Source organism: Azospirillum humicireducens (assembly GCF_001639105.2).
Taxonomy (GTDB): domain Bacteria; phylum Pseudomonadota; class Alphaproteobacteria; order Azospirillales; family Azospirillaceae; genus Azospirillum; species Azospirillum humicireducens.
The window spans coordinates 828,071-849,930 of sequence record NZ_CP028903.1 but is presented as its reverse complement, the minus strand read 5'-3'; the positions used below and the strand labels follow the sequence as shown (position 1 = coordinate 849,930).

Genomic DNA, 21,860 nt, shown 5'->3' with positions numbered 1-21,860 from the left:
CTTTTCTGTTTTGGAGTGGGTGTTATCCCTTAACCAGATCGTCCAGCCGGAACCCGGCGATCTTGTAGATCTCCTCCAGCGCCCGGCCAAACTCCACATCCGGCTCGTTCGCCACGCGCTCGCGCATCGCCGCCAGGATCTCCTGCTTGCTGCTGAAGCGCACCGCCATGATGAAGGGGAAGCCGAAGCGCTCGCGATAGGCGCGGTTCAGGTCGCGTTGTTCCTGGGCCTCCGCGTTCGTCAACTCGTTCAGGCCCGCTTTCGCCTGTTCGGTCTGCGAGAAGGCGGTCAGGTTGGCCGGGCGGCTGGCGCGGTCGGCGAGGTCGGGGTGGGACAGGATCAGGGCGCGCTGCCGCTCCGTCCCCGCCGCGCGCACGATGCCGGTCATCGCCGCGCGCAAGGCGGTGGCATCGGCGAAGGGTCGCTGCTCCCAGGCGGCGTCCGCCACCCAGGGGCTGTCCTCGAACACCGCGCCCAGCGCCGCGACGAAGGCGGCGCGGTCCATCCGGTTCAGATCGTCAATGCTATAGGGCATCTGCTGCGCTCTCACGTCGCGGTGTAGGGGTGTTCGGCGATCCAGTGGCGGGCGATGTCGAGCCGGGTCGCCACCCACGCCTTGTCATGGCTGCGCACATAGTCGAGGAAACGGGCCAGCGACGCGGCTCGGCCGGGACGCCCGACCAGACGGCAATGCAGGCCGATGGACAGCATCTTCGGTGCCGTCTCGCCCTCGGCATAGAGCGTGTCGAAGCTGTCCTTCAGATAGGCGAAGAACTGGTCGCCGCTGTTGAAGCCCTGGTTGGTTGCGAAACGCATGTCGTTGGCGTCGAGCGTGTAGGGCACGATCAGCTGCGGCCGGCCATGGCTGTCGTCCCAATAGGGCAGGTCGTCGGCGTAAGAGTCAGCGTTGTAGACGAAGCCGCCCTCCTCGGCGACCAGACGCCAGGTGTTGGGGCTGCACCGCCCGAGATACCAGCCGAGCGGCCGTTCCCCGGTGACGCGGGTGTGGAGCTCGATGGCGCGCAGCATGTGCTCGTGCTCCACCTCCGCCGGCAGATGCTGGTAGTCGATCCAGCGCCAGCCATGGGTGGCGATCTCCCAGCCGGCGGCCTTCATGGCGGCGACCACCTCGGGATTGCGCTCCAGCGCCATGGCGACGCCATAGACGGTGACCGGCAGGTTGCGCTCGGTGAACATCCGGTGCAGCCGCCAGAAGCCGGCGCGGGAGCCGTATTCGTAGATCGACTCCATGTTCATGTGCCGAGCGCCGGGGATCGGCTGGGCGCCGACGATCTCCGACAGGAAGGCTTCCGACGCCGCATCGCCGTGGAGAACGCAGTTCTCGCCGCCCTCCTCGTAATTGATGACGAACTGCACCGCCACGCGGGCGCCGCCCGGCCAGTTGGCCTGCGGCGGGGTGGCGCCATAGCCGATCATGTCGCGGGGATAGCCCTGGGGATGGGCGGTGTCGGTCATCGTCGTCTCGCCTTCACGCTGCGGTCGAAGCGGGACCTACGCTAAGCCATTGGCGGCAGGGGGTTCAATCGGCCGATTGGGCGCAGGGGTGAAGACAGTTTCCGGATTTTCGCGGGTGGGCAGGGGAGGGGACAGGGCTTAAGCTGCGGCATCCAGAGATGCACCGTCGCGGAGACCGTACCCCATGGGCCGCCTGACCACCCACGTCCTCGACATCGCCGCCGGCCGTCCGGCGCCGGGCATGCGCATCCGCCTGACCTCGCTCGACAGCGGCGCCGTTCTGGGCGAGTTCACCACCAACGCTGACGGACGGCTCGACGCTCCGGCGCTGCAGGGCGACGATCTCATGCCCGGCCGCTATGAATTGCTGTTCATGGCCGGCGACTATTTCCGCCGCACCGGTTCCATCTCCGGCGACGGCCCCGACTTCATCGACGAGGTGCCGTTGCGCTTCGGCATCAAGGACGCCTCCCAGCATTACCATGTGCCGCTGCTGGTCTCGCCCTGGGCCTATTCGACCTACCGCGGCAGCTGACGCCCACTCCTCCGTTCGCGCCGCTTTCCAGCCTGTGGAAAAGGCAACCCATTGATTTGCCGCACGCACCATCAGAGCGCTTAGCTGTCCTCACGAACAATCGCGTTTGGTGAGGAGTCGAGCGATGGCGAGAATGACGGCGGCGGAAGCGGCGGTGCGGGTGCTGGAGCGGGAGGGCATCGACGTCTGCTTCGGCGTCCCCGGCGCCGCGATCAACCCCTTCTATGCGGCGATGCAGCGGCGCGGCACGATGCGCCATGTCCTGGCCCGCCATGTGGAGGGTGCCTCGCACATGGCGGAGGGCTATACCAGGGCCAAGGCCGGCAACATCGGCGTGTGCATCGGCACCTCCGGCCCGGCCGGCACCGACATGATCACCGGCCTCTACTCGGCCATCGCCGATTCCATCCCGATCCTGTGCATCACCGGGCAGGCGCCTCGTGCCCGCCTGCACAAGGAGGATTTCCAGGCGATCAACGTGCCGGACATCGCCAAGCCGGTGACGAAATGGGCGCTGACCGTGCTGGAACCGGCGCAGGTGCCCTACGTCTTCCAGCAGGCCTTCCACCTGATGCGCAGCGGCCGTCCCGGCCCGGTGCTGATCGACCTGCCGATCGACGTCCAGATGGCGGAGATCGAGTTCGACGACGAAACCTATGAGCCGCTGCCGGTCTACAAGCCCGCGGCCACCCGTGCCCAGGTCGAGAAGGCGCTGGCGATGTTCGCGGCGGCGGAGCGTCCGCTGGTCGTGGCCGGCGGCGGCATCATCAACGCCGATGCGTCCGACAAGCTGGTTGAGTTCGCCGAGCTGCTCGGCGTGCCGGTGATCCCGACGCTGATGGGCTGGGGCACCATCCCCGACGACCATCCGCTGATGGCCGGCATGGTCGGCTTGCAGACCGCCCACCGCTACGGCAACGCCACCATGCTGAAGTCCGACTTCGTGCTGGGCATCGGCAACCGCTGGGCCAACCGCCACACCGGCTCGGTCGAGGTCTACACCAAGGGCCGCAAGTTCGTGCATGTCGACATCGAACCGACCCAGATCGGCCGGGTCTTCATGCCGGATCTCGGCATCGTGTCGGATGCCGGCGCGGCACTCGACCTGTTCATCGAGGTCGCCAAGGAGTGGAAGGCCGAGGGCCGCTTCAAGGATCTCGGCGGCTGGGTCAGGGACTGCCAGGGCCGCAAGCGGTCGATGCACCGCCGCAGCGACTTCGATCAGGTGCCGATGAAGCCGCAGCGCGTCTATCAGGAGATGAACAGCGCCTTCGGCCAGGACACCACCTACGTCACCACCATCGGCCTGTCGCAGATCGCCGGCGCGCAGTTCCTGCACGTCTACAAGCCGCGTCATTGGATCAACTGCGGCCAGGCCGGTCCGCTGGGCTGGACCCTGCCGGCGGCGCTCGGCGTCCGGGTGGCCGATCCGAAGCGGCGCATCGTCGCGCTGTCCGGCGACTACGACTTCCAGTTCATGATCGAGGAGCTGGCGGTCGGTGCCCAGCACAAGCTGCCCTACATCCATGTTCTGGTGAACAACGCCTATCTCGGCCTGATCCGGCAGGCGCAGCGCGCCTTCCAGATGGATTTCCAGGTGCAGCTGTCCTTCGAGAACATCAACGCGCCTGAGATCGGCGTTTATGGCGTCGATCACGTCGCGGTTGCCGAGGGGCTGGGCTGCAAGGCGATCCGCGTCACCGAGCCCGATCGCATCCAGGACGCCTTCGCCCAGGCCCAGGCCTGGATGGACGAGTATCAGGTGCCGGTCGTCGTCGAGCTGGTGCTGGAGCGTGTGACCAACATCTCCATGGGTGCCGACATCGACAGCGTCACCGAGTTCGAGGAGACCCTTGACCTGCCGGTGGAGGAGAGCGAGACCGTTCTGGTCTGACGATCCGGTCCTTCGGGCCCCATCCCGTCCGGCCGGAAAGCCGCCGGGGCGCTGCCGCGCTCCGGCGGCTTTTCTTTTGGCGGGCATGCTGCGTCGCGGAAATTCCCTCGCCGCAACACCCGTGCTAGCGTCGCTGCCGATCCGTAACCCACCGGTCAGGTCCATTCTTCCGACAGGGAGTCCGCGCGAGCATGGCGTTGCTTGAGAACATGCGCATCTTCGTCCGCGTCGTCGAGCTGGGCAGCCTGTCGGCTGCCGGACGGAACCTGCGCATGTCGCCGGCCATGGTCAGCCACCGCATCCAGCAGTTGGAAGCCCATCTCGGCGTCCGGCTGTTGAACCGCACCACCCGGCAGTTGCAGGCGACCGAGACCGGCATGGATTTCTACCAGAGCTGCCTGGAGGTTCTGGAGGCGGTGGAGCGTGCCCACAGCAGCATCGCCGCCGGCTCCGGCGTGCCGTCGGGCAGCGTGCGGGTGACGGCGCCGCTCGGCTTCGGCCGTCGCATCCTGTCGCCGCTGGTCCCCGATTTCTGTGCCGCCCACCCGCTGGTGGAGGTGCGGCTGCGCCTGTCCGACCATCTGCTCGACCTGCTGCGCGAGGCGGTCGACGTGGCGGTTCGGATGGCTGCGCTGAAGGATTCCAGCTTCGTCGTGCGCAAGATCGCCGACGTGCGGCGCGTGCTGGTGGCGGCCCCCTCCTACCTGTCGGAGCGCGGACGGCCTGAAAGGCCGGCGGACCTGTCCGGCCACAACTGCCTGCTGCTGCGCTTTCCCGGCACCCAGCAATATCAATGGAGCGTGCTGGAGGGCGGCGAGCCGGTGAAGCTGCCGGTGTCGGGCCGCTTCGACGCCGACGACGGCGACGTGCTGACCGGCTGGGCGCTCGATGGGCGCGGCATCGCCATGAAGCCGCTGTGGGAGGTGGCGGAGCATCTGGCCAGCGGCGCCCTGGTGCCGGTGCTGCCCGATTTTCCGCCGGAACCGGTGACGCTGGCCGTGCTCTATCCCCATCGCGCGCTGGTTCCCGCCAAGGTGCGGGCCTTCGCCGACCACATGGTGCCGAAGATCAAGGCGGCGCTGACGGCCATCTCGCCGGACAGCATCGTCTGAGGGCAGTCCCGACCGCGGGTCGGGGCGTGCGATGTCCGGAGGACCGCCTTCCACAGGCGTAGGGTCGCCGCTTGTCCTGTGCAACGACCGGACTTGCCATCCGGCGCCGGGCTGTGCAGAGTGAAATAAGTAATGATATAACATTTCATGTCTTGCCCCGAGGATAGGCCATGGCCGGAAATTCCGACGATCCCTTCGGCGTTCCCGAGGACTTCATCCGTGCGATCGCCGTCGTGCGCGCCATGTGGAACAATGACGATGTGCCGGAACGGGCACTGGCCTGGGCGATGGTGGTCGAAGCGGTCAATCGCCTCGCCGCGCTGAACGGTCCCGTCAGCACCAGCCGCCTGCTGGCGCGTCTTGGCGAGGCGGTCGGCGAAACCTCCACGCCGTCGTCGCTGACCCTGCAATGACCGGGGTGACCAACAACCGCATCCACGGGGCGCTGTCCTGGCGCCAGGCCAAACCGGTCCTGCTTCATCCCAAGCTGTTTCTGGGATTCATCGATTTCCAGGCCGGACAGCCGTTCAATTACCGCCTGCTCGACTGCTGGCCGATGCTCGACCAGCACCGCTACGAGAATGGGCGGGAACTCGCCGCCGAATGCAAGGCCGCCGGCATCGTCGTGGTCTGGAACGACCGCACCCGCATCCCACGCCCGCTGAAGAAGCTGGTGGTGGAGCGGGCGCTGGCCCGTTCACCGGCCGAAAGCAGGCCTCCTGCCCGGCCTGCGTCGTTCCATCCCAGCCGCTAGCCTGTGACCGGGGAAGGCGGAAACCATCTCCGGCCATGACCTGACGAAAACCAAGGCGGCGCAGTCGGTGCCAACATCCATATGAGCGATGATGCCGGTCATTAGGGGGAGTCCCGACTGGTTCGGAATTTCTTCTCACCTATGAATAAAGGCAACGCCGAATGCAGGTGCCGCTTGGTTCGTATCCATTATTTCATTTCCCGGTGCGACTTATGCCGTATCCATGAAATGAATCGTCGGATCCGTGATTGAAGGCTGTCGCGCATCCATCCGGCCCACCGAAGGGATGGAGGAACCATGTTTCTGTTCGCCAGGGACGCCGGCAGGGAGCGGGCCAAGCTCGACGCGCTGGACCGGTCGCAGGCTGTGATCGAGTTCACGATGGACGGAACGGTGGTCACGGCCAACCGGAACTTCCTGGATGCGATGGGCTACCGGCTGGACGAGATCGAAGGCCGCCCTCACAGTCTCTTCGTCGATCCCGACCATGCCCGCAGCCAGGAGTACCGGACCTTCTGGAACGACCTGCGGGCCGGCCGGTTCCAGTCGGGGGAGTTCCGCCGTGTGAACCGCTCGGGCCAGGATATCTGGCTGCGCGCCACCTACAATCCGATCATCGGGGCCGGGGGGCGTCCGACCGGCGTGATCAAGTTCGCGACCGTCATCACCGGGGAGAAGCTCAAGGCGGCCGATGCCGACGGCCGTTTCGCTGCCATCGACCGCAGCCAGGCGGTGATCGAGTTCGCCCTGGACGGTACGGTGCTGGCGGCGAACCGGCACTTCCTCGACCTGATGAAGTACGGTGCGGACGAGGTGCGGGGGAAGCATCACAGGATTTTCGTGGATCAGGCGGAAGCTGCCAGCCCAGGTTATGCCGCTTTCTGGGACAAGCTCCGTCAGGGTGAACACGAAGCCGGGGAATTCAGGCGCTTCGCGAAGGATGGCGGCGAGGTCTGGATCCAGGCGACCTACACGCCGATCCGCGATCCGGCCGGGCTCGTGTGGAAAGTGGTCAAGTTCGCGACCGACGTGACGGAGCAGCGCCGCCGCAACGACGATTTCCGTGCCCAGATCGAAGCGATCAACCGCTCCCAGGCGGTGATCCATTTCCAGCCCGACGGCACGATCCTCAATGCCAACGACAATTTCCTGAAGGCGCTCGGCTATCGGCTGGACGAAGTGGTGGGCAATAACCATTGCATGTTCGTCTTCCCCGATGTGCGCGACACCGACGAGTATCGCGAGTTCTGGCGGATCCTGCGAAGCGGGAAGTTCCACACCTCCCTGTACCGTCGGAGGGCGAAGGATGGATCGGAGGTCTGGATCAGCGCCAGCTACAACCCGGTGCTGTCAGAATCCGGCGAGGTGCTGAAGGTCGTGAAGTTCGCGTCCGATGTGACGGCGATGATCCACACGCGGCTGAAATCCATCGACTTCGCCAAGCAGACGGCCCAGAAGGTGAGCAATGTGGCTGAAACCGTCGAGCAGATGTGCAATTCCGCGACGCAGATTTCCGCGGACATCCTGAAATCGCGGGAGGTGGTGGACGAAATCGACCGACGGACCGCTACGGCTGACACCGCCACCGGCCGGTTGAACGAGGCGGCGGCGGCCATGGACGGCGTCGCCAAATTCATCGACGCCNTGGCTTCGCCGTGGTGGCGACCGAGGTGAAATCGCTGGCCGAACAGACGTCCGGAGCGACCGAACGTATCGGCGTCGAGATCGTCGCCATGCAGGAGGTGGTCCGGCAGGTGGTGGAGGCGTTGGGTGGAATCGCCAAATCGGTCGACAGCGTGAAATCCACGGTCCATGGCGTCACCGCGGGCGCGGAAGAGCAGATGAGCCTGACCTCCGGCGTGGTGTCCAACATGCGCCAGGCCCAGAGCGGCGTCGAGGCGATCAACCGCAATCTGGAAGAGATGCTGATCCGGGCCCGTTGATCGTTAGACCCCCCGCGACCGCACCAGCAGCACCCGCGCCTCTTCGGACGCGCGGTGCAGGTGGGGAAGGAACTGCACTTCCATTTCCGGGCAGGTGACGCGGGCGGCCTGGGCGCTGATGTTCATCGCGGCGACCACGCCGCCGGCTGCGGTATGGATGGGCACGGCGATGGATCGAAGTCCAAGCTCCAGTTCCTGGTCGACCAGCGAGAAGCCGCGGTCGCGCACCCGCTCCAACTCGCGCTTCAGCGCATCCACCGCGGTGATGGTGCGTTCCGTGTAGGGCTTCAATGGAACGCGCGACAGATAGGCATCCAGTTCCGACTCCGGCAGGGCCGCCAGCAGGACGCGCCCCATCGAGGTGCAATAGGCCGGCAGACGGCTGCCGACGTTCAACCCGACCGACATGATCCGCTTGGTCGCCGCGCGGGCGATATAGACCACGTCGTCCTCGTCCAGAACGGCGGCGGAACAGGATTCCTGCACGGCGCCGCTGACCTGCTCGATCAGCGGATCCAGGATCGTCGCCAGCGGGGCGGAGGACAGGAAGGAATAGCCCAGCGCCAGGATCTTCGGCTTCAGATGGAAGGTCCGGCCGTCCGACCCGGCATAGCCCAACTGCATCAGCGTCAGCAGACAGCGCCGTGCCGCCGCGCGCGGCAAGCCGGTGATCTTGGCGATGTCGGCGATGGTCAGGTTCGGTTCGCGTTCGGTGAAGGCGCGAATCACCGATAGACCACGGGCGAGAGAGGTCATGAAATTCGGGTCGGACGCCTCCTCCCCGGCACCCGGCGATGCTTTGCCTGCTGCCCCGGCCAGATGCTGCGGTTCGGCCATGCGCGGGTTCCTTCCCCCCAAGAGCGAGTCTGAGGCGCCAAAATAGGGCGATTATCGCGCATTGACCAGAAGAATCGAACGAAATCGCCCCCAACTCCGTCGGCGGCAGAAATAGTTCGATGTGCCCGCAATTGGTCTTGCGGGTGTCTGGCATCTGGTATACCGTATCGATAATTCAAAACGACACGCCACTCTGTACGATGCACCAGAGGGCGATCATCCGAACGCTCGCACGAGCAACGCTCACGACAACAAGCGGCGCCGCCGGCGTCGGCGCGCAAAGGGTCGGAACCGTGATGAACCGCGAAAGATTCAGTGTCGAACCCTTGGAACAGGGGATGAGTTTCAAGGCCAAGGCCTACCAGTCGCTGCGACAGGCCATCACGCAGATGAACATCTACGGCCAGAGCAGCGAGATCAGGTTGGACGAACGCCGGCTGTGCGAAGCGTTGGGTGTCAGCCGCACCCCGGTGCGCGAGGCGATGGCGCTGCTGGAACAGGAGGGGTTCATCCGCTCCCAACCGCGGCGCGGGATCTTCGTGGTGCGCAAGACGAAGGCCGAACTGGTGGAGATGATCACGGTGTGTGCCGCCCTGGAAGGCATGGCGGCCCGCCTGTTCGTCGAGAACGCCACCACGGAGAAGCTGGAACTTCTGCACGCCGCGTTCGACAAATACACGAAAGCCGAGTTGGCGGAACACGTCGCCGAGTATTCCGACGCCAACATCGTCTTCCATCAAAGCATCGTCCAGGCTTCGGGGTCCACCCTGATCTCGGACCTGACCGACCGCTTCTTCATCCATATGCGTGCGATCCGCCGCGCGACGATGGGCCTCGGCGACCGTGCCGACCAGTCCATCCACGAGCATCGGGACATCATCGAGGCGCTGGCCGCCCGTGATGCCGATCTCGCGGAACGCCGCGTCCGGGAACACACGCTCGGTCTCGCACAGTACGTGGAACGGCATTGCGCCTTCCTCGACTAACCAACTTTGAACCTTTTTCGGAGCCTCGGGGAGGAGTCACCCATATGTCTACTGCGGCTGCAACGATCACTAAGAACCAGGCCACGGAAGCATCTGTTGTCGAAGACGCGCCGGCGCTGACCGACGGCTTCCAGCTCGTCATCGACGCGCTCAAGCTCAACGACATCAACAACCTGTATGTCGTCCCCGGTATTCCGATCTCCGACCTGCTGCGCATGGCGCAGGCCGAGGGCATGCGGGTCGTCTCGTTCCGCCACGAACAGAATGCCGGCAACGCCGCCGCCATCGCCGGTTTCATGACCAAGAAGCCTGGCGTCTGCATGACGGTGTCGGCGCCGGGCTTCCTGAACGGCCTGACCGCGCTGGCGAACGCCACCACCAACTGCTTCCCGATGATCCTGATCAGCGGCTCGTCGGAGCGTGAGATCGTCGATCTCCAGCAGGGCGATTACGAGGAGATGGACCAGCTCGCCATCGCCAAGCCGCTGTGCAAGGCCGCCTTCCGCATCCTGCACGCCCAGGACATCGGCATCGGCGTGGCGCGCGCCATCCGCGCCGCCGTGTCGGGCCGTCCGGGCGGCGTCTACCTCGACCTGCCGGCCAAGCTGTTCTCGCAGGTGATGGACGCGGCCGAGGGCGCCAAGTCGCTGGTCAAGGTGGTCGATCCGACCCCGGCGCAGTATCCGTCGGCCGAGGCGGTCAACCGCGCGCTCGACCTGCTGAAGGGCGCCAAGCGTCCGCTGGTGATCTTCGGCAAGGGCGCGGCCTACGCCCAGGCCGACGAGACGATCCGCTCCTTCGTCGAGAAGAGCGGCATCCCCTTCCTACAGATGAGCATGGCCAAGGGCCTGCTGCCCGACACCCATCCGCAGTCGGCCGGTGCGGCCCGCTCGCTGGTGCTGCAGGAAGCCGACGTGGTCATGCTGGTCGGCGCGCGGCTGAACTGGCTGCTGTCGCACGGCAAGGGCAAGACCTGGGGCAAGCCCGGCTCCAAGAAGTTCATCCAGGTCGACATCGAGCCGCGGGAGATGGACAGCAACGTCGAAATCCATGCCCCGCTGGTCGGCGACATCGCGTCCGTCATGGAAGTGATGCTGAAGGGCATTGAGGGCGGCCTGACGCCGCCGACCGACTGGATGGCCACCGTCGCGGCCAAGCGTGAACAGAACGTCGCCAAGATGGCGCCGAAGCTGATGAGCAACGCCTCGCCGATGAACTTCCACGGTGCGCTGGGCGCGCTCCGCCGCGTCATCAAGGAGCGTCCGGACGCCCTGCTGGTCAACGAGGGCGCCAACACCCTCGATCTGGCCCGCGGCATCATCGACATGTACCAGCCGCGCAAGCGCCTGGACGTCGGCACCTGGGGCGTGATGGGCGTCGGCATGGGCTACGCCGTCGCCGCGGCGGTGGAGAGCGGCAAGCCGGTTCTGGCGGTGGAAGGCGACAGCGCCTTCGGCTTCTCCGGCATGGAGGTGGAGACGATCTGCCGCTACAACCTGCCGGTCTGCATCGTCATCTTCAACAACAACGGCATCTATCGCGGCACCGACGTCAACCCGACCGGCGGAAACGATCCGTCGCCGATGGTCTTCGTCCCCGGCTCGCGCTACGACAAGATGATGGAAGCCTTCGGCGGCGTCGGCGTCCACGTCACCAACCCGGACGAGCTGTACCGCGCGGTCAGCGAGGCGATGGACAGCGGCCGTCCGACCCTGATCAACGCCGTCATCGACCCGGCCGCCGGCACCGAAAGCGGCAACATCGGCAGCCTCAATCCGACCAGCTCGGTCCGCAAGATGCCGTCCTAAAACAAACGCCGACCGACACGACTTAAAAAGCAGGGGGAAAATACATGGGCAAGGCACTTCAGGGCGTGCGGATTCTCGACTTCACACATGTTCAGTCGGGACCGACCTGCACCCAGTTGCTCGCCTGGTTCGGCGCCGACGTCATCAAGGTCGAACGGCCGGGCGAGGGTGACATCACCCGCAGCCAGCTGCGCGACCTGCCGGACGCCGACAGCCTGTATTTCACCATGCTGAACCACAACAAGCGGTCGATCACCCTCGACACCAAGACGCCCAAGGGCAAGGAGGTGCTGGAGGCGCTGATCAGGACCTGCGACGTGATGGTCGAAAACTTCGCCCCCGGCGTGCTCGATCGCATGGGGTTCACCTGGGAACGCATCCAGGAACTGAACCCCGCGATGATCGTCGCGTCGGTCAAGGGCTTCGGGCCGGGGCCGTTCGAAAACTGCAAGGTGTACGAGAACGTCGCCCAATGTGCGGGCGGCGCCGCCTCGACCACCGGCTTCGACGACGGCCCGCCGATGGTCACCGGCGCCCAGATCGGCGACAGCGGCACCGGCCTGCATCTGGCGCTGGGCATCGTTACCGCACTCTATCAGCGCAAGGAAACCGGCCGGGGCCAGAAGGTGCTGGCCGCCATGCAGGACGCCGTGCTGAACCTGTGCCGCGTCAGGCGCTCGATGGGCGCGGCATCGCCATGAAGCCGCTGTGGGAGGTGGCGGAGCATCTGGCCAGCGGCGCCCTGGTGCNCCCCCGTGACCTGCGCCGAAACGGGACCGGCCCCGATCCCAACGCCTACATCTACTTCATCGCCCAGGCCCCGGTCTGGAAGTCGATCTGCAAGGTCATCGGCAAGGAGGAGTGGATCACCGATCCCGACTATGCCACCCCGGTGGCCCGCCTGCCGCGCCTGATGAGCATCTTCGCCACGGTGGAGGAGTGGACCAAGACCCTGACCAAGTTCGAGGTCATGGACATCCTCAACAAGTACGACATTCCCTGCGGCCCGATCCTGTCGATGAAGGAAATCGCCGAGGACAAGTCGCTCTACGAGACCGGCACGCTGGTCGAGGTGGAGCATCCGACCCGCGGCAGCTACCTGACGGTCGGCAACCCGATCAAGCTGTCCGACAGCCCGACGGAGGTCACCCGCTCCCCGCTGCTGGGCGAGCACACCGACGAAATCCTGCGCGACGTGCTCGGTTTCAGCGAGCGTGAGATCGTCGACATCCGTGACAGCGGCGCCATCGGCGTCGTCGAGCGGCTGGCGGCGGAGTAACAGTCTCCGCCTCCTTCCCAACCCTCCCCGCTTCAGCGGGAGAGGGCGGGAAGGGCCAGAACCCGATATTTGAAAAGCCTGCCGATTTTTAAAACCCCGCTTCCCCTCTTCCCGACCGTCCCCTTCCCGGTCGTTCAAGAGCCGAAGCGGGAGCCGAAGCCCGGACTTTTAAAAATCCGCCGCCCGTCAGCCGAAGAATTTCCGGCTCCCCGCGGCTTCCAAAAGACAATTCCCGACTGGGACAGAGACGAAAACCATGAACATTCACGAATATCAGGCCAAGGATCTGCTGCGGGGGTACGGCGTCGCCGTTCCGCGCGGCGGCGTGGCCTTCACCCCGGAAGAGGCTGCATCGGTCGCCCGCGAACTCGGCGGTCCGGTCTGGGTGGTGAAGTCGCAGATCCATGCCGGCGGCCGCGGCGCCGGCCGGTTCCAGGACGACCGGCTGGCCAGANAACTTGGCGTAGCCGCGCTCGATCACCCGCTCGGCCGCCTCGTAGACCGCCAGCATTTCCTCGTACGCCGAACGCAGGCGGGCGAGTTCGGCGACGGACGACGGGTCCGGATGGCGGGCCTCCGACATATGCAGGCCGGCGCGGATGTAATCGGCGCGCAGTTCCGCGACCCGCACCGCCATCCGCAGGAAGGACTCGCGGTTCAGGTTCGGCAGCTCGCGTCCGATGACCTCGCAGTTCGCCTCCAGGATGGCGGCATCCATGTTTTCCAGGAAGCGGCGGATGCGCTGGCTCCGGCTGCTGTCCGCGGCGTCGGCCGTCAGCAGCTTGTCGACCTTGCCCTTGCTGTATTCGCCGATGATCTTGCCGCCCGATGCCATGGGGTGACTCCGCCCTGTTGCTGTCGACCGTTGCGCGCCGGGCCGATTGTCGCACCGCCGGGCGGCGGGCGCCAGAGCGGCGTTGGCCGGCCGCACTCGGGGACAATCCCGCTTGACGGTGCAGCCATGTGCGGGATCGCTCATGAAGCGGGTGCAACATCGCAGCGTTCGTGCTAGGGAAGCCTCCCCCTTTTCATGCTGTACGTCATGGTGGACGCGCGATGTCTGAGACCGGCTCCGACTATATCCTCACCGTTTCCTGCCCCGACACCGTCGGCATCGTCTTCGCGGTGTCCGGCTTCCTGGCGGAGCGGAGCTGCAACATCATCGATAGCGCGCAGTTCGGCGACCGCATCTCCGGCCTGTTCTTCATGCGCGTCAGCTTCAATGGCAGCGACGCCGGGCCGACGAAGCAGCAGCTGGAGGCCGAATTCGCCGCCCATGTCGCGGACCGTTTTGGCATGACCTGGAAGATCCACGATGCCCGGCGCCGTCCGCGCGTGCTGATCATGGTGTCGAAATTCGGCCATTGCCTCAACGATCTGCTGTACCGTTACCGCACCGGCTACCTGCCGATCGAGATCCCGGCCATCGTCTCCAACCATCGGGACTTCTACCAGTTGGCGGCTTGGCACAACATTCCCTTCCACCATCTGCCGGTCGGCCCCGACAACAAGGCGCAGCAGCCCCGCCAGCCTGGGCTCCACCATGCAGTCGATTTTCAAGAATTGACCGGTACTCCGCGGGACCGCCGTCCGCGACGGTCCCGCGGCCTTAGCCAAGCCTTCTGTCACTCACGCCATCAGCCGCAACAGACAGGCGCAACCAACGCGCCGGACCCCGAGGGAGATGGGACATGAAAGCGCAAGCCCAAAACAGCATCCTGGCCCGCCGCATCATCCATGACGACCCCAGCGAGGGCGCCGCGGCGATCATCAAGACGGCGATCATCGAGGCGCCGCGCGAGAAGAACGACAATGGCAAGGCCGACGCCAAGGCCGAGCGCGGGCAGGTGGTGCAGTCGCTCTGCCGCGCGCTGAACATCCTGACCATCCTCGGCTCCAACGACGGTCCGATGACCCTGACCGAGCTGTCGGAGGCCGCGAACCTGTCGCCCTCCACCACCCACCGCCTGCTGACGACGCTGCAGTACGAGCGCTACGTCCGCTTCGACCAGAGCGCGCGCGGCTGGGTTGTCGGCGTCCAGGCCTACATGACCGGCGCCAATTTCCTGAAGACCCGCAATCTGGTCGACGTCGCCCGTCCCCGCATGCGCCGCCTGATGGAGGAGAGCAGCGAAATCGTCAATCTGGCGGTCGAGGAGAATGGCGAGGCGATCTATCTGGCCCGCGTCGGCGGTCCCCGCGCCGCCCAGGTCGCGGTGCCGCAGACCGACCGCACGCTGCTGCACTGCTCCGCCGTCGGCAAGGCGCTGCTGGCCGGCATGACCGAAACCAAGGTGCAGACCATCGTCACCCAGCGCGGCATGCGCCAGTTCACCCGCAGCACCCTGTCGTCGCTGCCGGCGCTGTACCGCGACCTGACGCTGGTGCGGACCCGCGGCTATGCGTTGGACCAGGAGGAGCGGGTGTCCGGGCTGCGCTGCGTCGCCGCCCCGATCTTCGACGAGAATTCCCGTGTGATGGGTGCCCTGTCGCTGTCCGGTTCCAGCCGGCGCATCGAGGATGCGCGGCTGCGCGCGCTCGGCGAGATGGTCAAGCGCGCCGCCGCCGCGGTGACGCAGGAACTGGGCGGTCGCGTTCCGGTTCCGAACTGACCCTCACACGGACAAGAACGCCAAGAGCCGACGGCAGGTGGTGCGCGTCGGCATATCCTCCCTGGCGCACTAGAGGCCGCGTTCCCGACGGAGCGCGGCCTTCTTTCTTGGAAATGGAACGGTTTCCATGGAATGGAAAAGGTTTCTATTTCTCGGGAAATACAGGATAGGAGGTGCGATTGTCGGTCTCGGGAAAGGCGTTCCTTTCTCATCGGGCGGATGTGTTGTTTTGCATGTTCGCGCTTCTCTCGGAGACTGGCCGTGCTGTGTGCAGCACGGCCATTTTTTTGACTTTTCCGCAGGACGAAATCGGATCCATCGCCGCGTGGACCTGCCGTCCATCCCGGCGACACAGTGCCCCCAGACCCAACACACCAGGGCAGGGGAGCGATCCGAATGACAGACACCAGAAGCATGACGGCAATCGAGGTGAGCCAGCCCGGCAAACCGGAGGTGCTGATCCCGGCGCGCCGCCCGGTGCCCGATCCGGCGCCCGGCGAGATCCGCATCGCCGTCCAGGCGGCCGGCGTCAACCGGCCCGACGTGCTCCAGCGGCTGGGCAAATACAATCCGCCGCCGGGGATCAGCGACATCCCCGGCCTGGAGGTCGCCGGCACCGTCGACGCGCTGGGCGCGGGGGTGGAGGGCTGGTCCGTCGGCGATCCGGTCTGTGCCCTGCTGGCCGGTGGCGGTTATGCCGAGTTCTGCGTCGTGCCTGCCGCACAATGTCTGCCGATCCCCGCCGGCCTGTCGATGGCCGAGGCGGCCGCCTTGCCCGAGACCGTCTTCACCGTCTGGTCGAACGTGTTCGAGCGCGGTGCGCTTCAGCCCGGCGAGGCGCTGCTGGTTCATGGCGGCACGTCGGGCATCGGCACAACGGCGATCCAGCTGGGTGCGGCCTTCGGCGCACGGGTCTTCGCCACCGCCCGCGGAGCCGAGAAATGCAGCGCCTGCGTCCGGCTGGGGGCAGAGCGCGCCATCGACTACGGCACCGAGGATTTCGTCGCGGTCGTCAAGGAGGCGACCGGCGGGGCCGGCGTCAATGTCGTGCTCGACATCGTCGGCGGCGATTACGTCGCGCGCAGCATCGACGCGTTGGCGGTCGAGGGCCGCTATGTCTGCATCGGCTTCGTCCGCGGGGCGACGGCGACCGTGAATTTCTTTCCCGTCATGACCAAGCGGCTGGTGCTGACCGGTTCCACCCTGCGGGCGCGTCCGGTCGCCTACAAGCAGGCGGTCGCCGAGCAGTTGAAGGCGCGCGTCTGGCCACTGATCGCCGCCGGCAAGGTCAAGCCCGTCGTCCACGAGGTTTTCCCACTTGCCAACGCCGCCGACGCCCACCGGCTGATGGAGAGCAACCAGCATGTCGGCAAGCTGGTGCTGGCGATCGGGTGAGCGGAAGCTCTCTTCGGTTCAATCCAGCATCGGCAGGCCGGTCTCGATCCGGACCAGCGCGGCCAGCAGCGGGGCGCCGATGTCACGGCGGACGAAGTTGCTGGCCTTCTCCGCTGCATTGATCGCCTGCTGGAAGCTGCGGCGCCAGCGGTCGTCGTTGTAGAAGGCCTTTTCCGCCTTGGCCCGCTGCGCCAGCAACCCCGGCCGGCGGCCGGCGGCATCGTCGACCAGCTTGTTCAGGCGGTGCATCAGGTCGTTGGCCGCGGCCGGCTCACCGCGCTTCATCGCCGCCTCGATCAGCTCGGCGAAGGCCTCGCCGCGGGTGTCGATGTCCGCCACCTGCTCGGCATAGGCGACGGCCATGCCCGTCTCGCCGCGCTTGGCCAGCCGCCCAAGCACGGCCGGAATCGTCCAGGGATTCTCGTCCTGCACGGTGCTGAGCAGGCCCAGCGCCAGCTTCGGCTCGCCGATATCGGCGGCGGCCACCGCCAGTTCCGGTGGGCAGCAGTCGCCAAGCGTCTCCTTGAACTTGGAAAACTGGGTCTCGACCGTGTTCAGGAACAGGGTGCGGGCCTGTGCCTCCTTCCCGGCGCGCAGCAGCGTCTGGGCGACCAGCCCCAGCTCCCAGGCGCAATTGTGGCTGGAGGCATAGCTCTTGGCCTCGTCGGCCAGCGCGTTGGTCAGGGCGGCGTCGCCGCGCCAGGACGCCGCCTTGGCGATGTCGGCGAGGTTGTAGATGCGGGTCGAGCAGTCGTTGATCTGCCGGGTGATGTCGAGCGCCAGCGGTGTCTGACCCATCAGCGACAGCGCGCGGGCGACGAACAGATCCTGGCCTGAGCTGTCGGCGGCGCCGCCACGGCGCACCGCGCTGACGAAGGGCGCCATGATCTCCTTGGCGCGGCCGGAATCGCCCAACTGCTGGTAGGCGACGGCCAGTGACAGCCAGTCCCAGCGGGCGGCGTTGATCGGCGTCTCCACCGGCGGCAGCATCTCGCCGACGCGGTGGAGGAAGCACAGGCTGCTGAGCGCGTCGTTGCAGACCAGAGCCCGGATGCGCGAGCGGAATTCGTAGAAGTCGAAGTCGCCGACGAACTGGTTGGTGACGAGCTGCACCGCCAGCGGGCTGTCGGGGAATTTCGTCACGATCTCGTTGAACAGCTTGTCCGCCTCCTTCAGCAGGCGGGATTCCTCGGCGACGTCGAAGGTGTTGTCGGCCTGCCGGATCAGCTGGAGCGCCTGGACGAACAGGCGGTTGGCCGGGCCGGGCGTGCCGGCGGTCGGATTGTCGGCCCCGCCGCCATCCTCCGTCACGGCGCCCGCCATCGCTGCACCCGCCGCCGCCTTATCCTGCGCCCCCGTAACCTGCGCCCCCGTGACCTGCGCCGAAACGGGACCGGCCACGACCGCCGCCGGCAGGATCAGGGCGGCGGCGACGGTGGCGGTGCGGAGTGTGGCGAGGACGCGGGAAAGGGCGGAGGCCATGGCGGTCGGGTTTCAACCCTGGAGGTTTGAGAGCAGACGGACGTAGCTGACGACGCGCTGGACGTTGGGGACCGAACGGGCGTGCTGGATCGCGCGGTCCAGCTCTTCCTGTGAACTGGCGACGCCCATCAGATAGACAACGCCATCGACGGTATCGATGCTGTAGTTCTGGCTATGAATATCCGCATCGAAGGTGATCCGGCTGCGAATCTGTGTTGAAATCCAGGTGTCGCGCGCGGTGTCGACGATGCTGGAGCCGTTGTCGATCTGGATCTCGTTGATGACTTCCTTGACGCCCTGCGCCTGCCAGACCAGGCGCACCGCGTCGAGGCGCATCTGCGGGTCGGCGGCACGGCCGGTCAGCAGCACGCGGCCCTGGTCGACCGTCAATCCGATCCGGTTGGTCATGTCGACCGAATGCTGCAGCCACAGCGAATTGATGCGGGCGCGGATTTCGGTGTCGCTGACGAAGCCGCTGAAACCGCGCTCCTGCGACGCCACCACAGCGGCACTGCCGGCCGTGCCGAGCAGCAGAGGCCCGCAACCGGCCAGCGAGAAACCGGCCGTGCAGGCGAGCGCGAACAATGTGCCAAGGCGGCTCAAACCCGTCACAGCGTGCCTCCCTTCGCCAGCGTGCCGAGCGCCGGGCGGATGCGGCGCGCGGCCGGAAAAAGTCACGGCGGAACGGCGTTTGCAATGGAGAAATTCAGAGCCTTCACCAGTCATCGTCACTTTGTCCTCAGGTGATGCACGGATGTTGCAGTCGCTGCGGCTGCGAAGGGATGATCGCCGCAACGTTTCGGGCAGTCTCAGGGCAAAATCAGGCGAAAGCTGGGCTGGACAGAATGCCCGCGATCTCTCGCGCCAGGACGCGGGAAACCACCCGGCGCGCCGTGGGATCGCGCAGGATTTCCTCGTCCTTCGGATTGGACAGGAAGCCTGTCTCCACCAGCACCGACGGCACATCGGGGGCCTTCAGCACGGCGAAATTCGCCGCTCGCATCGGGTTGTCGAGCAGGCGAAGCTCCTTCCCCGCCCCCTCCACCAGAAGTTGGCGGGCGGCGAGCGAGGCGTGGCGGGTGTGGCGCGCCGTCAGGTCCAGCAGGATGTCCTTGACGACGCGGTTGGCGCCGCCGGTCCCCCGCTTGCCGAATCGGTCCGCCTCGTTCTCCTGCTGGGCAAGGCGGGAGGCGAAGGCGTCGGACGCCTTTTCGGACAGGATATAGGCCGACATGCCGCGGGCATCGGCGTTGGGAGCGCTGTCGGCGTGGATCGACACGAACAGGTCGGCCCCCGCCTTGCGCGTCAAAGCCACCCGCTCGTCCAGCGCCAGGAAGCGGTCGTCGCGCCGAGTCAGCATCGCCGTGATGCCGCGCCGCTCGGCCAGAAGACGGGCGACCTCGCGGGCGATGTCGAGAGTCACCGTCTTCTCATGGGTGCCGCGGGTGCCGATGGCGCCGGGATCGGCACCGCCATGACCGGGGTCGAGCATCACCAGCCGCGATCTCGCCGGGGTCTGCGGCGAAGTGCCGCCGGACGGCTTGCGCTCCGGCCGCTGCTGGCCGGCGAGGGCGGAGCCGGAGGAAAGGGGCTGCGCCAGCGCGAGCCCTGCCGAGCCGACTGCGGTTAACCATAGCTTGCTCAGCCCGAGCCCAAGCAGCTGTCGACGATCCATGGCGAGAAATACCGTGCTGCAAGTGGAGGAAGGGCTGCGACCTGCGATCACCCTGTCCTTTGCTCTAACCCGATTCGTTAACCAATGCGGGCACGATTAAGTATTGTCAAGGCCGGGCAGGTTACCATTCCTGAATATTTGTGAGCGTCCCGTCATCCGGGCAGACTTGACGATGCGAGGATTCGACAGAGGTGATTGGTTGCTTGATGGCAGTCTGGAAAAGCGCTAAAATTTTAGCGATCAGCTCGGGAGGTGTCGATGTTGAGGAAAGCCTTGTTCAACATCATCCGGCAAGAGCAGCGCGAAATCGAGGGTGAGCTCGAACGCGAGGAACAGCAGCCGAGGCCTGATGCACGCCGGATCGTCGGCCTGCGGCAGGAGGCAACCAGCCTGCGACGTGAGTTGGAGCATTTCCACGACGTCTGACCCCGGTTTCCGGCCGTTATCCCGGCCACCGGCACCGGGGGCCTCCAAGGAGGTCGCCACTGAATTCGACCTGGCCGGTTTTGCAATCGATCGGCTGCTCCCCTTCTCCGCAGGACCGCGGGGGAGGGGTTTTTGTTTTCGGGATCGTCACCCCAACTTGGCGTAGCCGCGCTCGATCACCCGCTCGGCCGCCTCGTAGACCGCCAGCATTTCCTCGTACGCCGAACGCAGGCGGGCGAGTTCGGCGACGGACGACGGGTCCGGATGGCGGGCCTCCGACATATGCAGGCCGGCGCGGATGTAATCGGCGCGCAGTTCCGCGACCCGCACCGCCATCCGCAGGAAGGACTCGCGGTTCAGGTTCGGCAGCTCGCGTCCGATGACCTCGCAGTTCGCCTCCAGGATGGCGGCATCCATGTTTTCCAGGAAGCGGCGGATGCGCTGGCTCCGGCTGCTGTCCGCGGCGTCGGCCGTCAGCAGCTTGTCGACCTTGCCCTTGCTGTATTCGCCGATGATCTTGCCGCCCGATGCCATGGGGTGACTCCGCCCTGTTGCTGTCGACCGTTGCGCGCCGGGCCGATTGTCGCACCGCCGGGCGGCGGGCGCCAGAGCGGCGTTGGCCGGCCGCACTCGGGGACAATCCCGCTTGACGGTGCAGCCATGTGCGGGATCGCTCATGAAGCGGGTGCAACATCGCAGCGTTCGTGCTAGGGAAGCCTCCCCCTTTTCATGCTGTACGTCATGGTGGACGCGCGATGTCTGAGACCGGCTCCGACTATATCCTCACCGTTTCCTGCCCCGACACCGTCGGCATCGTCTTCGCGGTGTCCGGCTTCCTGGCGGAGCGGAGCTGCAACATCATCGATAGCGCGCAGTTCGGCGACCGCATCTCCGGCCTGTTCTTCATGCGCGTCAGCTTCAATGGCAGCGACGCCGGGCCGACGAAGCAGCAGCTGGAGGCCGAATTCGCCGCCCATGTCGCGGACCGTTTTGGCATGACCTGGAAGATCCACGATGCCCGGCGCCGTCCGCGCGTGCTGATCATGGTGTCGAAATTCGGCCATTGCCTCAACGATCTGCTGTACCGTTACCGCACCGGCTACCTGCCGATCGAGATCCCGGCCATCGTCTCCAACCATCGGGACTTCTACCAGTTGGCGGCTTGGCACAACATTCCCTTCCACCATCTGCCGGTCGGCCCCGACAACAAGGCGCAGCAGGAAGCCCGCCTGCTGGAAATCGTGGACGAGGAGAGGGTCGATCTCGTGGTGCTCGCCCGCTACATGCAGGTGCTGTCGGGTGCGATGTGCGAGCGGATGTCCGGCCGGGTGATCAACATCCACCACAGTTTCCTGCCCAGCTTCAAGGGCGCCAAGCCCTACCATCAGGCGCATGCGAGAGGCGTGAAGCTGATCGGCGCCACCGCGCATTACGTCACCTCGAACCTCGATGAAGGCCCGATCATCGAGCAGGAGGCCGAGCGCGTCGACCATACGATGACTCCCGACGACCTGGTGGCCATCGGGCGTGACATCGAGAACATCGTGCTGGCCCGCGCGGTCCGCTACCATGTGGAGCATCGTGTGCTGCTCAACGGCAACAAGACGGTCGTTTTCCGCTGATCAGGCCTTAGATCGGATCGCGTG

19 protein-coding genes and 4 pseudogenes are annotated in these 21,860 nt (G+C 66.0%); 16 read left to right on the top strand and 7 right to left on the bottom strand.

The genetic code is table 11. The annotated features are described in order from the left end of the window. Positions 1–22: 22 nt before the first annotated feature. Together uraD and puuE are read right to left on the bottom strand one after the other, a co-directional pair. Entirely contained in the window at positions 23–535 is a 513-nt protein-coding gene (gene uraD / locus A6A40_RS21515) for a 2-oxo-4-hydroxy-4-carboxy-5-ureidoimidazoline decarboxylase (protein WP_108547880.1), read from the bottom strand. An 11-nt stretch (positions 536–546) separates the two neighbouring features. Next, entirely contained in the window at positions 547–1,476 is a 930-nt protein-coding gene (gene puuE / locus A6A40_RS21510) for an allantoinase PuuE (protein ID WP_108547879.1), read from the bottom strand. 184 nt (positions 1,477–1,660) lie between these two features. On the opposite strand from puuE, the gene uraH reads away from it, so the two are divergent. The 6 genes and pseudogenes from uraH to A6A40_RS21480 all read left to right on the top strand — a co-directional run. After that, entirely contained in the window at positions 1,661–2,011 is a 351-nt protein-coding gene (uraH, locus tag A6A40_RS21505) for a hydroxyisourate hydrolase (protein WP_108547878.1), read from the top strand. 124 nt (positions 2,012–2,135) lie between these two features. Next, complete coding sequence (gene gcl / locus A6A40_RS21500) at positions 2,136–3,905, top strand: glyoxylate carboligase (protein WP_108547877.1); 1,770 nt, start codon at positions 2,136–2,138, stop codon at positions 3,903–3,905. Positions 3,906–4,096: 191 nt separating this feature from the next. After that, positions 4,097–5,017 carry a LysR family transcriptional regulator gene (locus tag A6A40_RS21495; protein WP_108547876.1) on the top strand — a complete coding sequence of 307 codons (921 nt, stop codon included), beginning with the start codon at positions 4,097–4,099 and terminating at the stop codon, positions 5,015–5,017. A gap of 170 nt (positions 5,018–5,187) precedes the next feature. Beyond that, positions 5,188–5,430 carry a hypothetical protein gene (locus A6A40_RS21490; RefSeq protein WP_108547875.1) on the top strand — a complete coding sequence of 81 codons (243 nt, stop codon included), beginning with the start codon at positions 5,188–5,190 and terminating at the stop codon, positions 5,428–5,430. After that, positions 5,427–5,771 (top strand): hypothetical protein, encoded by a 345-nt coding sequence (locus A6A40_RS21485; RefSeq protein ID WP_174718540.1) that lies wholly within the window; start codon positions 5,427–5,429, stop codon positions 5,769–5,771. The genes A6A40_RS21490 and A6A40_RS21485 overlap by 4 nt, the downstream gene beginning before the upstream one ends. A 297-nt stretch (positions 5,772–6,068) precedes the next feature. Continuing rightward, positions 6,069–7,415 (top strand): annotated as a pseudogene (locus A6A40_RS21480) (PAS domain-containing protein); the annotation flags it as partial. Positions 7,416–7,717: 302 nt separating this feature from the next. On the opposite strand, the gene A6A40_RS21470 reads toward A6A40_RS21480, so the two are convergent. Further along, positions 7,718–8,551 (bottom strand): IclR family transcriptional regulator, encoded by an 834-nt coding sequence (locus tag A6A40_RS21470; RefSeq protein ID WP_108547872.1) that lies wholly within the window; start codon positions 8,549–8,551, stop codon positions 7,718–7,720. A gap of 338 nt (positions 8,552–8,889) precedes the next feature. Between A6A40_RS21470 and A6A40_RS21465 the strand changes: the two genes are divergently transcribed. The 8 genes and pseudogenes from A6A40_RS21465 (at position 8,890) to A6A40_RS21430 (ending at position 16,631) form a co-directional block, all read left to right on the top strand. After that, complete coding sequence (locus A6A40_RS21465; protein ID WP_211101124.1) at positions 8,890–9,537, top strand: GntR family transcriptional regulator; 648 nt, start codon at positions 8,890–8,892, stop codon at positions 9,535–9,537. 44 nt (positions 9,538–9,581) lie between these two features. Then, a complete protein-coding gene (gene oxc, locus A6A40_RS21460) occupies positions 9,582–11,345 on the top strand; it encodes an oxalyl-CoA decarboxylase (RefSeq protein ID WP_236783934.1) in 1,764 nt (587 codons plus the stop codon). Between the two features lie 44 nt (positions 11,346–11,389). Next, positions 11,390–12,094, top strand: a pseudogene (locus A6A40_RS31600) (CoA transferase); the annotation flags it as partial. 1 nt (position 12,095) lies between these two features. After that, positions 12,096–12,624 (top strand): CoA transferase (locus A6A40_RS31595; protein ID WP_236783933.1); only part of this gene is annotated, 529 nt, incomplete at its 5' end. A gap of 256 nt (positions 12,625–12,880) precedes the next feature. Next, a pseudogene (locus A6A40_RS21450) lies at positions 12,881–13,078 on the top strand (ATP-grasp domain-containing protein); the annotation flags it as partial. Between the two features lie 602 nt (positions 13,079–13,680). Next, positions 13,681–14,145, top strand: a pseudogene (locus tag A6A40_RS21440) (ACT domain-containing protein); the annotation flags it as partial. A gap of 170 nt (positions 14,146–14,315) precedes the next feature. Next, the gene (locus A6A40_RS21435; protein WP_108547870.1) at positions 14,316–15,236 is read left to right on the top strand and encodes an IclR family transcriptional regulator; all 921 of its coding nucleotides are present in this window, start codon (positions 14,316–14,318) and stop codon (positions 15,234–15,236) included. A 396-nt stretch (positions 15,237–15,632) separates the two neighbouring features. Further along, on the top strand, positions 15,633–16,631 hold the full coding sequence (locus A6A40_RS21430) for an NAD(P)H-quinone oxidoreductase (RefSeq protein ID WP_108547869.1): 999 nt from the start codon (positions 15,633–15,635) through the stop codon (positions 16,629–16,631). A gap of 18 nt (positions 16,632–16,649) precedes the next feature. Here A6A40_RS21430 and A6A40_RS21425 read toward each other — a convergent pair whose 3' ends face one another. From A6A40_RS21425 to A6A40_RS21415, 3 genes are all read right to left on the bottom strand, one after another. Next, entirely contained in the window at positions 16,650–18,113 is a 1,464-nt protein-coding gene (locus A6A40_RS21425; protein WP_108547868.1) for a hypothetical protein, read from the bottom strand. 12 nt (positions 18,114–18,125) lie between these two features. Then, entirely contained in the window at positions 18,126–18,839 is a 714-nt protein-coding gene (locus A6A40_RS21420) for a BON domain-containing protein (RefSeq protein ID WP_236783932.1), read from the bottom strand. A 94-nt stretch (positions 18,840–18,933) separates the two neighbouring features. Then, a complete protein-coding gene (locus A6A40_RS21415; RefSeq protein ID WP_108547866.1) occupies positions 18,934–19,788 on the bottom strand; it encodes an N-acetylmuramoyl-L-alanine amidase family protein in 855 nt (284 codons plus the stop codon). A 258-nt stretch (positions 19,789–20,046) separates the two neighbouring features. Between A6A40_RS21415 and A6A40_RS30925 the strand changes: the two genes are divergently transcribed. Continuing rightward, on the top strand, positions 20,047–20,214 hold the full coding sequence (locus tag A6A40_RS30925) for a hypothetical protein (protein ID WP_211112044.1): 168 nt from the start codon (positions 20,047–20,049) through the stop codon (positions 20,212–20,214). 147 nt (positions 20,215–20,361) lie between these two features. Here the strand turns inward: A6A40_RS30925 and A6A40_RS21410 are convergent, their stop codons facing one another. Then, positions 20,362–20,748, bottom strand: a complete 387-nt coding sequence (locus A6A40_RS21410; protein ID WP_108547865.1) for a hypothetical protein — start codon at positions 20,746–20,748, stop codon at positions 20,362–20,364. Positions 20,749–20,969: 221 nt separating this feature from the next. On the opposite strand from A6A40_RS21410, the gene purU reads away from it, so the two are divergent. Further along, positions 20,970–21,836 (top strand): formyltetrahydrofolate deformylase, encoded by an 867-nt coding sequence (gene purU / locus A6A40_RS21405; RefSeq protein ID WP_108547864.1) that lies wholly within the window; start codon positions 20,970–20,972, stop codon positions 21,834–21,836. Positions 21,837–21,860 lie beyond the last annotated feature (24 nt).

What these genes read in the sequence shown, in the direction of transcription:
- uraD (WP_108547880.1), bottom strand. Translation starts at nt 535, where the DNA reads ATGCCCTATAGCATTGACGATCTGAACCGGATGGACCGCGCCGCCTTC.
- puuE (WP_108547879.1), bottom strand. Translation starts at nt 1,476, where the DNA reads ATGACCGACACCGCCCATCCCCAGGGCTATCCCCGCGACATGATCGGC.
- uraH (WP_108547878.1), top strand. Translation starts at nt 1,661, where the DNA reads ATGGGCCGCCTGACCACCCACGTCCTCGACATCGCCGCCGGCCGTCCG.
- gcl (WP_108547877.1), top strand. Translation starts at nt 2,136, where the DNA reads ATGGCGAGAATGACGGCGGCGGAAGCGGCGGTGCGGGTGCTGGAGCGG.
- A6A40_RS21495 (WP_108547876.1), top strand. Translation starts at nt 4,097, where the DNA reads ATGGCGTTGCTTGAGAACATGCGCATCTTCGTCCGCGTCGTCGAGCTG.
- A6A40_RS21490 (WP_108547875.1), top strand. Translation starts at nt 5,188, where the DNA reads ATGGCCGGAAATTCCGACGATCCCTTCGGCGTTCCCGAGGACTTCATC.
- A6A40_RS21485 (WP_174718540.1), top strand. Translation starts at nt 5,427, where the DNA reads ATGACCGGGGTGACCAACAACCGCATCCACGGGGCGCTGTCCTGGCGC.
- A6A40_RS21470 (WP_108547872.1), bottom strand. Translation starts at nt 8,551, where the DNA reads ATGGCCGAACCGCAGCATCTGGCCGGGGCAGCAGGCAAAGCATCGCCG.
- A6A40_RS21465 (WP_211101124.1), top strand. Translation starts at nt 8,890, where the DNA reads ATGAGTTTCAAGGCCAAGGCCTACCAGTCGCTGCGACAGGCCATCACG.
- oxc (WP_236783934.1), top strand. Translation starts at nt 9,582, where the DNA reads ATGTCTACTGCGGCTGCAACGATCACTAAGAACCAGGCCACGGAAGCA.
- A6A40_RS21435 (WP_108547870.1), top strand. Translation starts at nt 14,316, where the DNA reads ATGAAAGCGCAAGCCCAAAACAGCATCCTGGCCCGCCGCATCATCCAT.
- A6A40_RS21430 (WP_108547869.1), top strand. Translation starts at nt 15,633, where the DNA reads ATGACAGACACCAGAAGCATGACGGCAATCGAGGTGAGCCAGCCCGGC.
- A6A40_RS21425 (WP_108547868.1), bottom strand. Translation starts at nt 18,113, where the DNA reads ATGGCCTCCGCCCTTTCCCGCGTCCTCGCCACACTCCGCACCGCCACC.
- A6A40_RS21420 (WP_236783932.1), bottom strand. Translation starts at nt 18,839, where the DNA reads ATGACTGGTGAAGGCTCTGAATTTCTCCATTGCAAACGCCGTTCCGCC.
- A6A40_RS21415 (WP_108547866.1), bottom strand. Translation starts at nt 19,788, where the DNA reads ATGGATCGTCGACAGCTGCTTGGGCTCGGGCTGAGCAAGCTATGGTTA.
- A6A40_RS30925 (WP_211112044.1), top strand. Translation starts at nt 20,047, where the DNA reads ATGTTGAGGAAAGCCTTGTTCAACATCATCCGGCAAGAGCAGCGCGAA.
- A6A40_RS21410 (WP_108547865.1), bottom strand. Translation starts at nt 20,748, where the DNA reads ATGGCATCGGGCGGCAAGATCATCGGCGAATACAGCAAGGGCAAGGTC.
- purU (WP_108547864.1), top strand. Translation starts at nt 20,970, where the DNA reads ATGTCTGAGACCGGCTCCGACTATATCCTCACCGTTTCCTGCCCCGAC.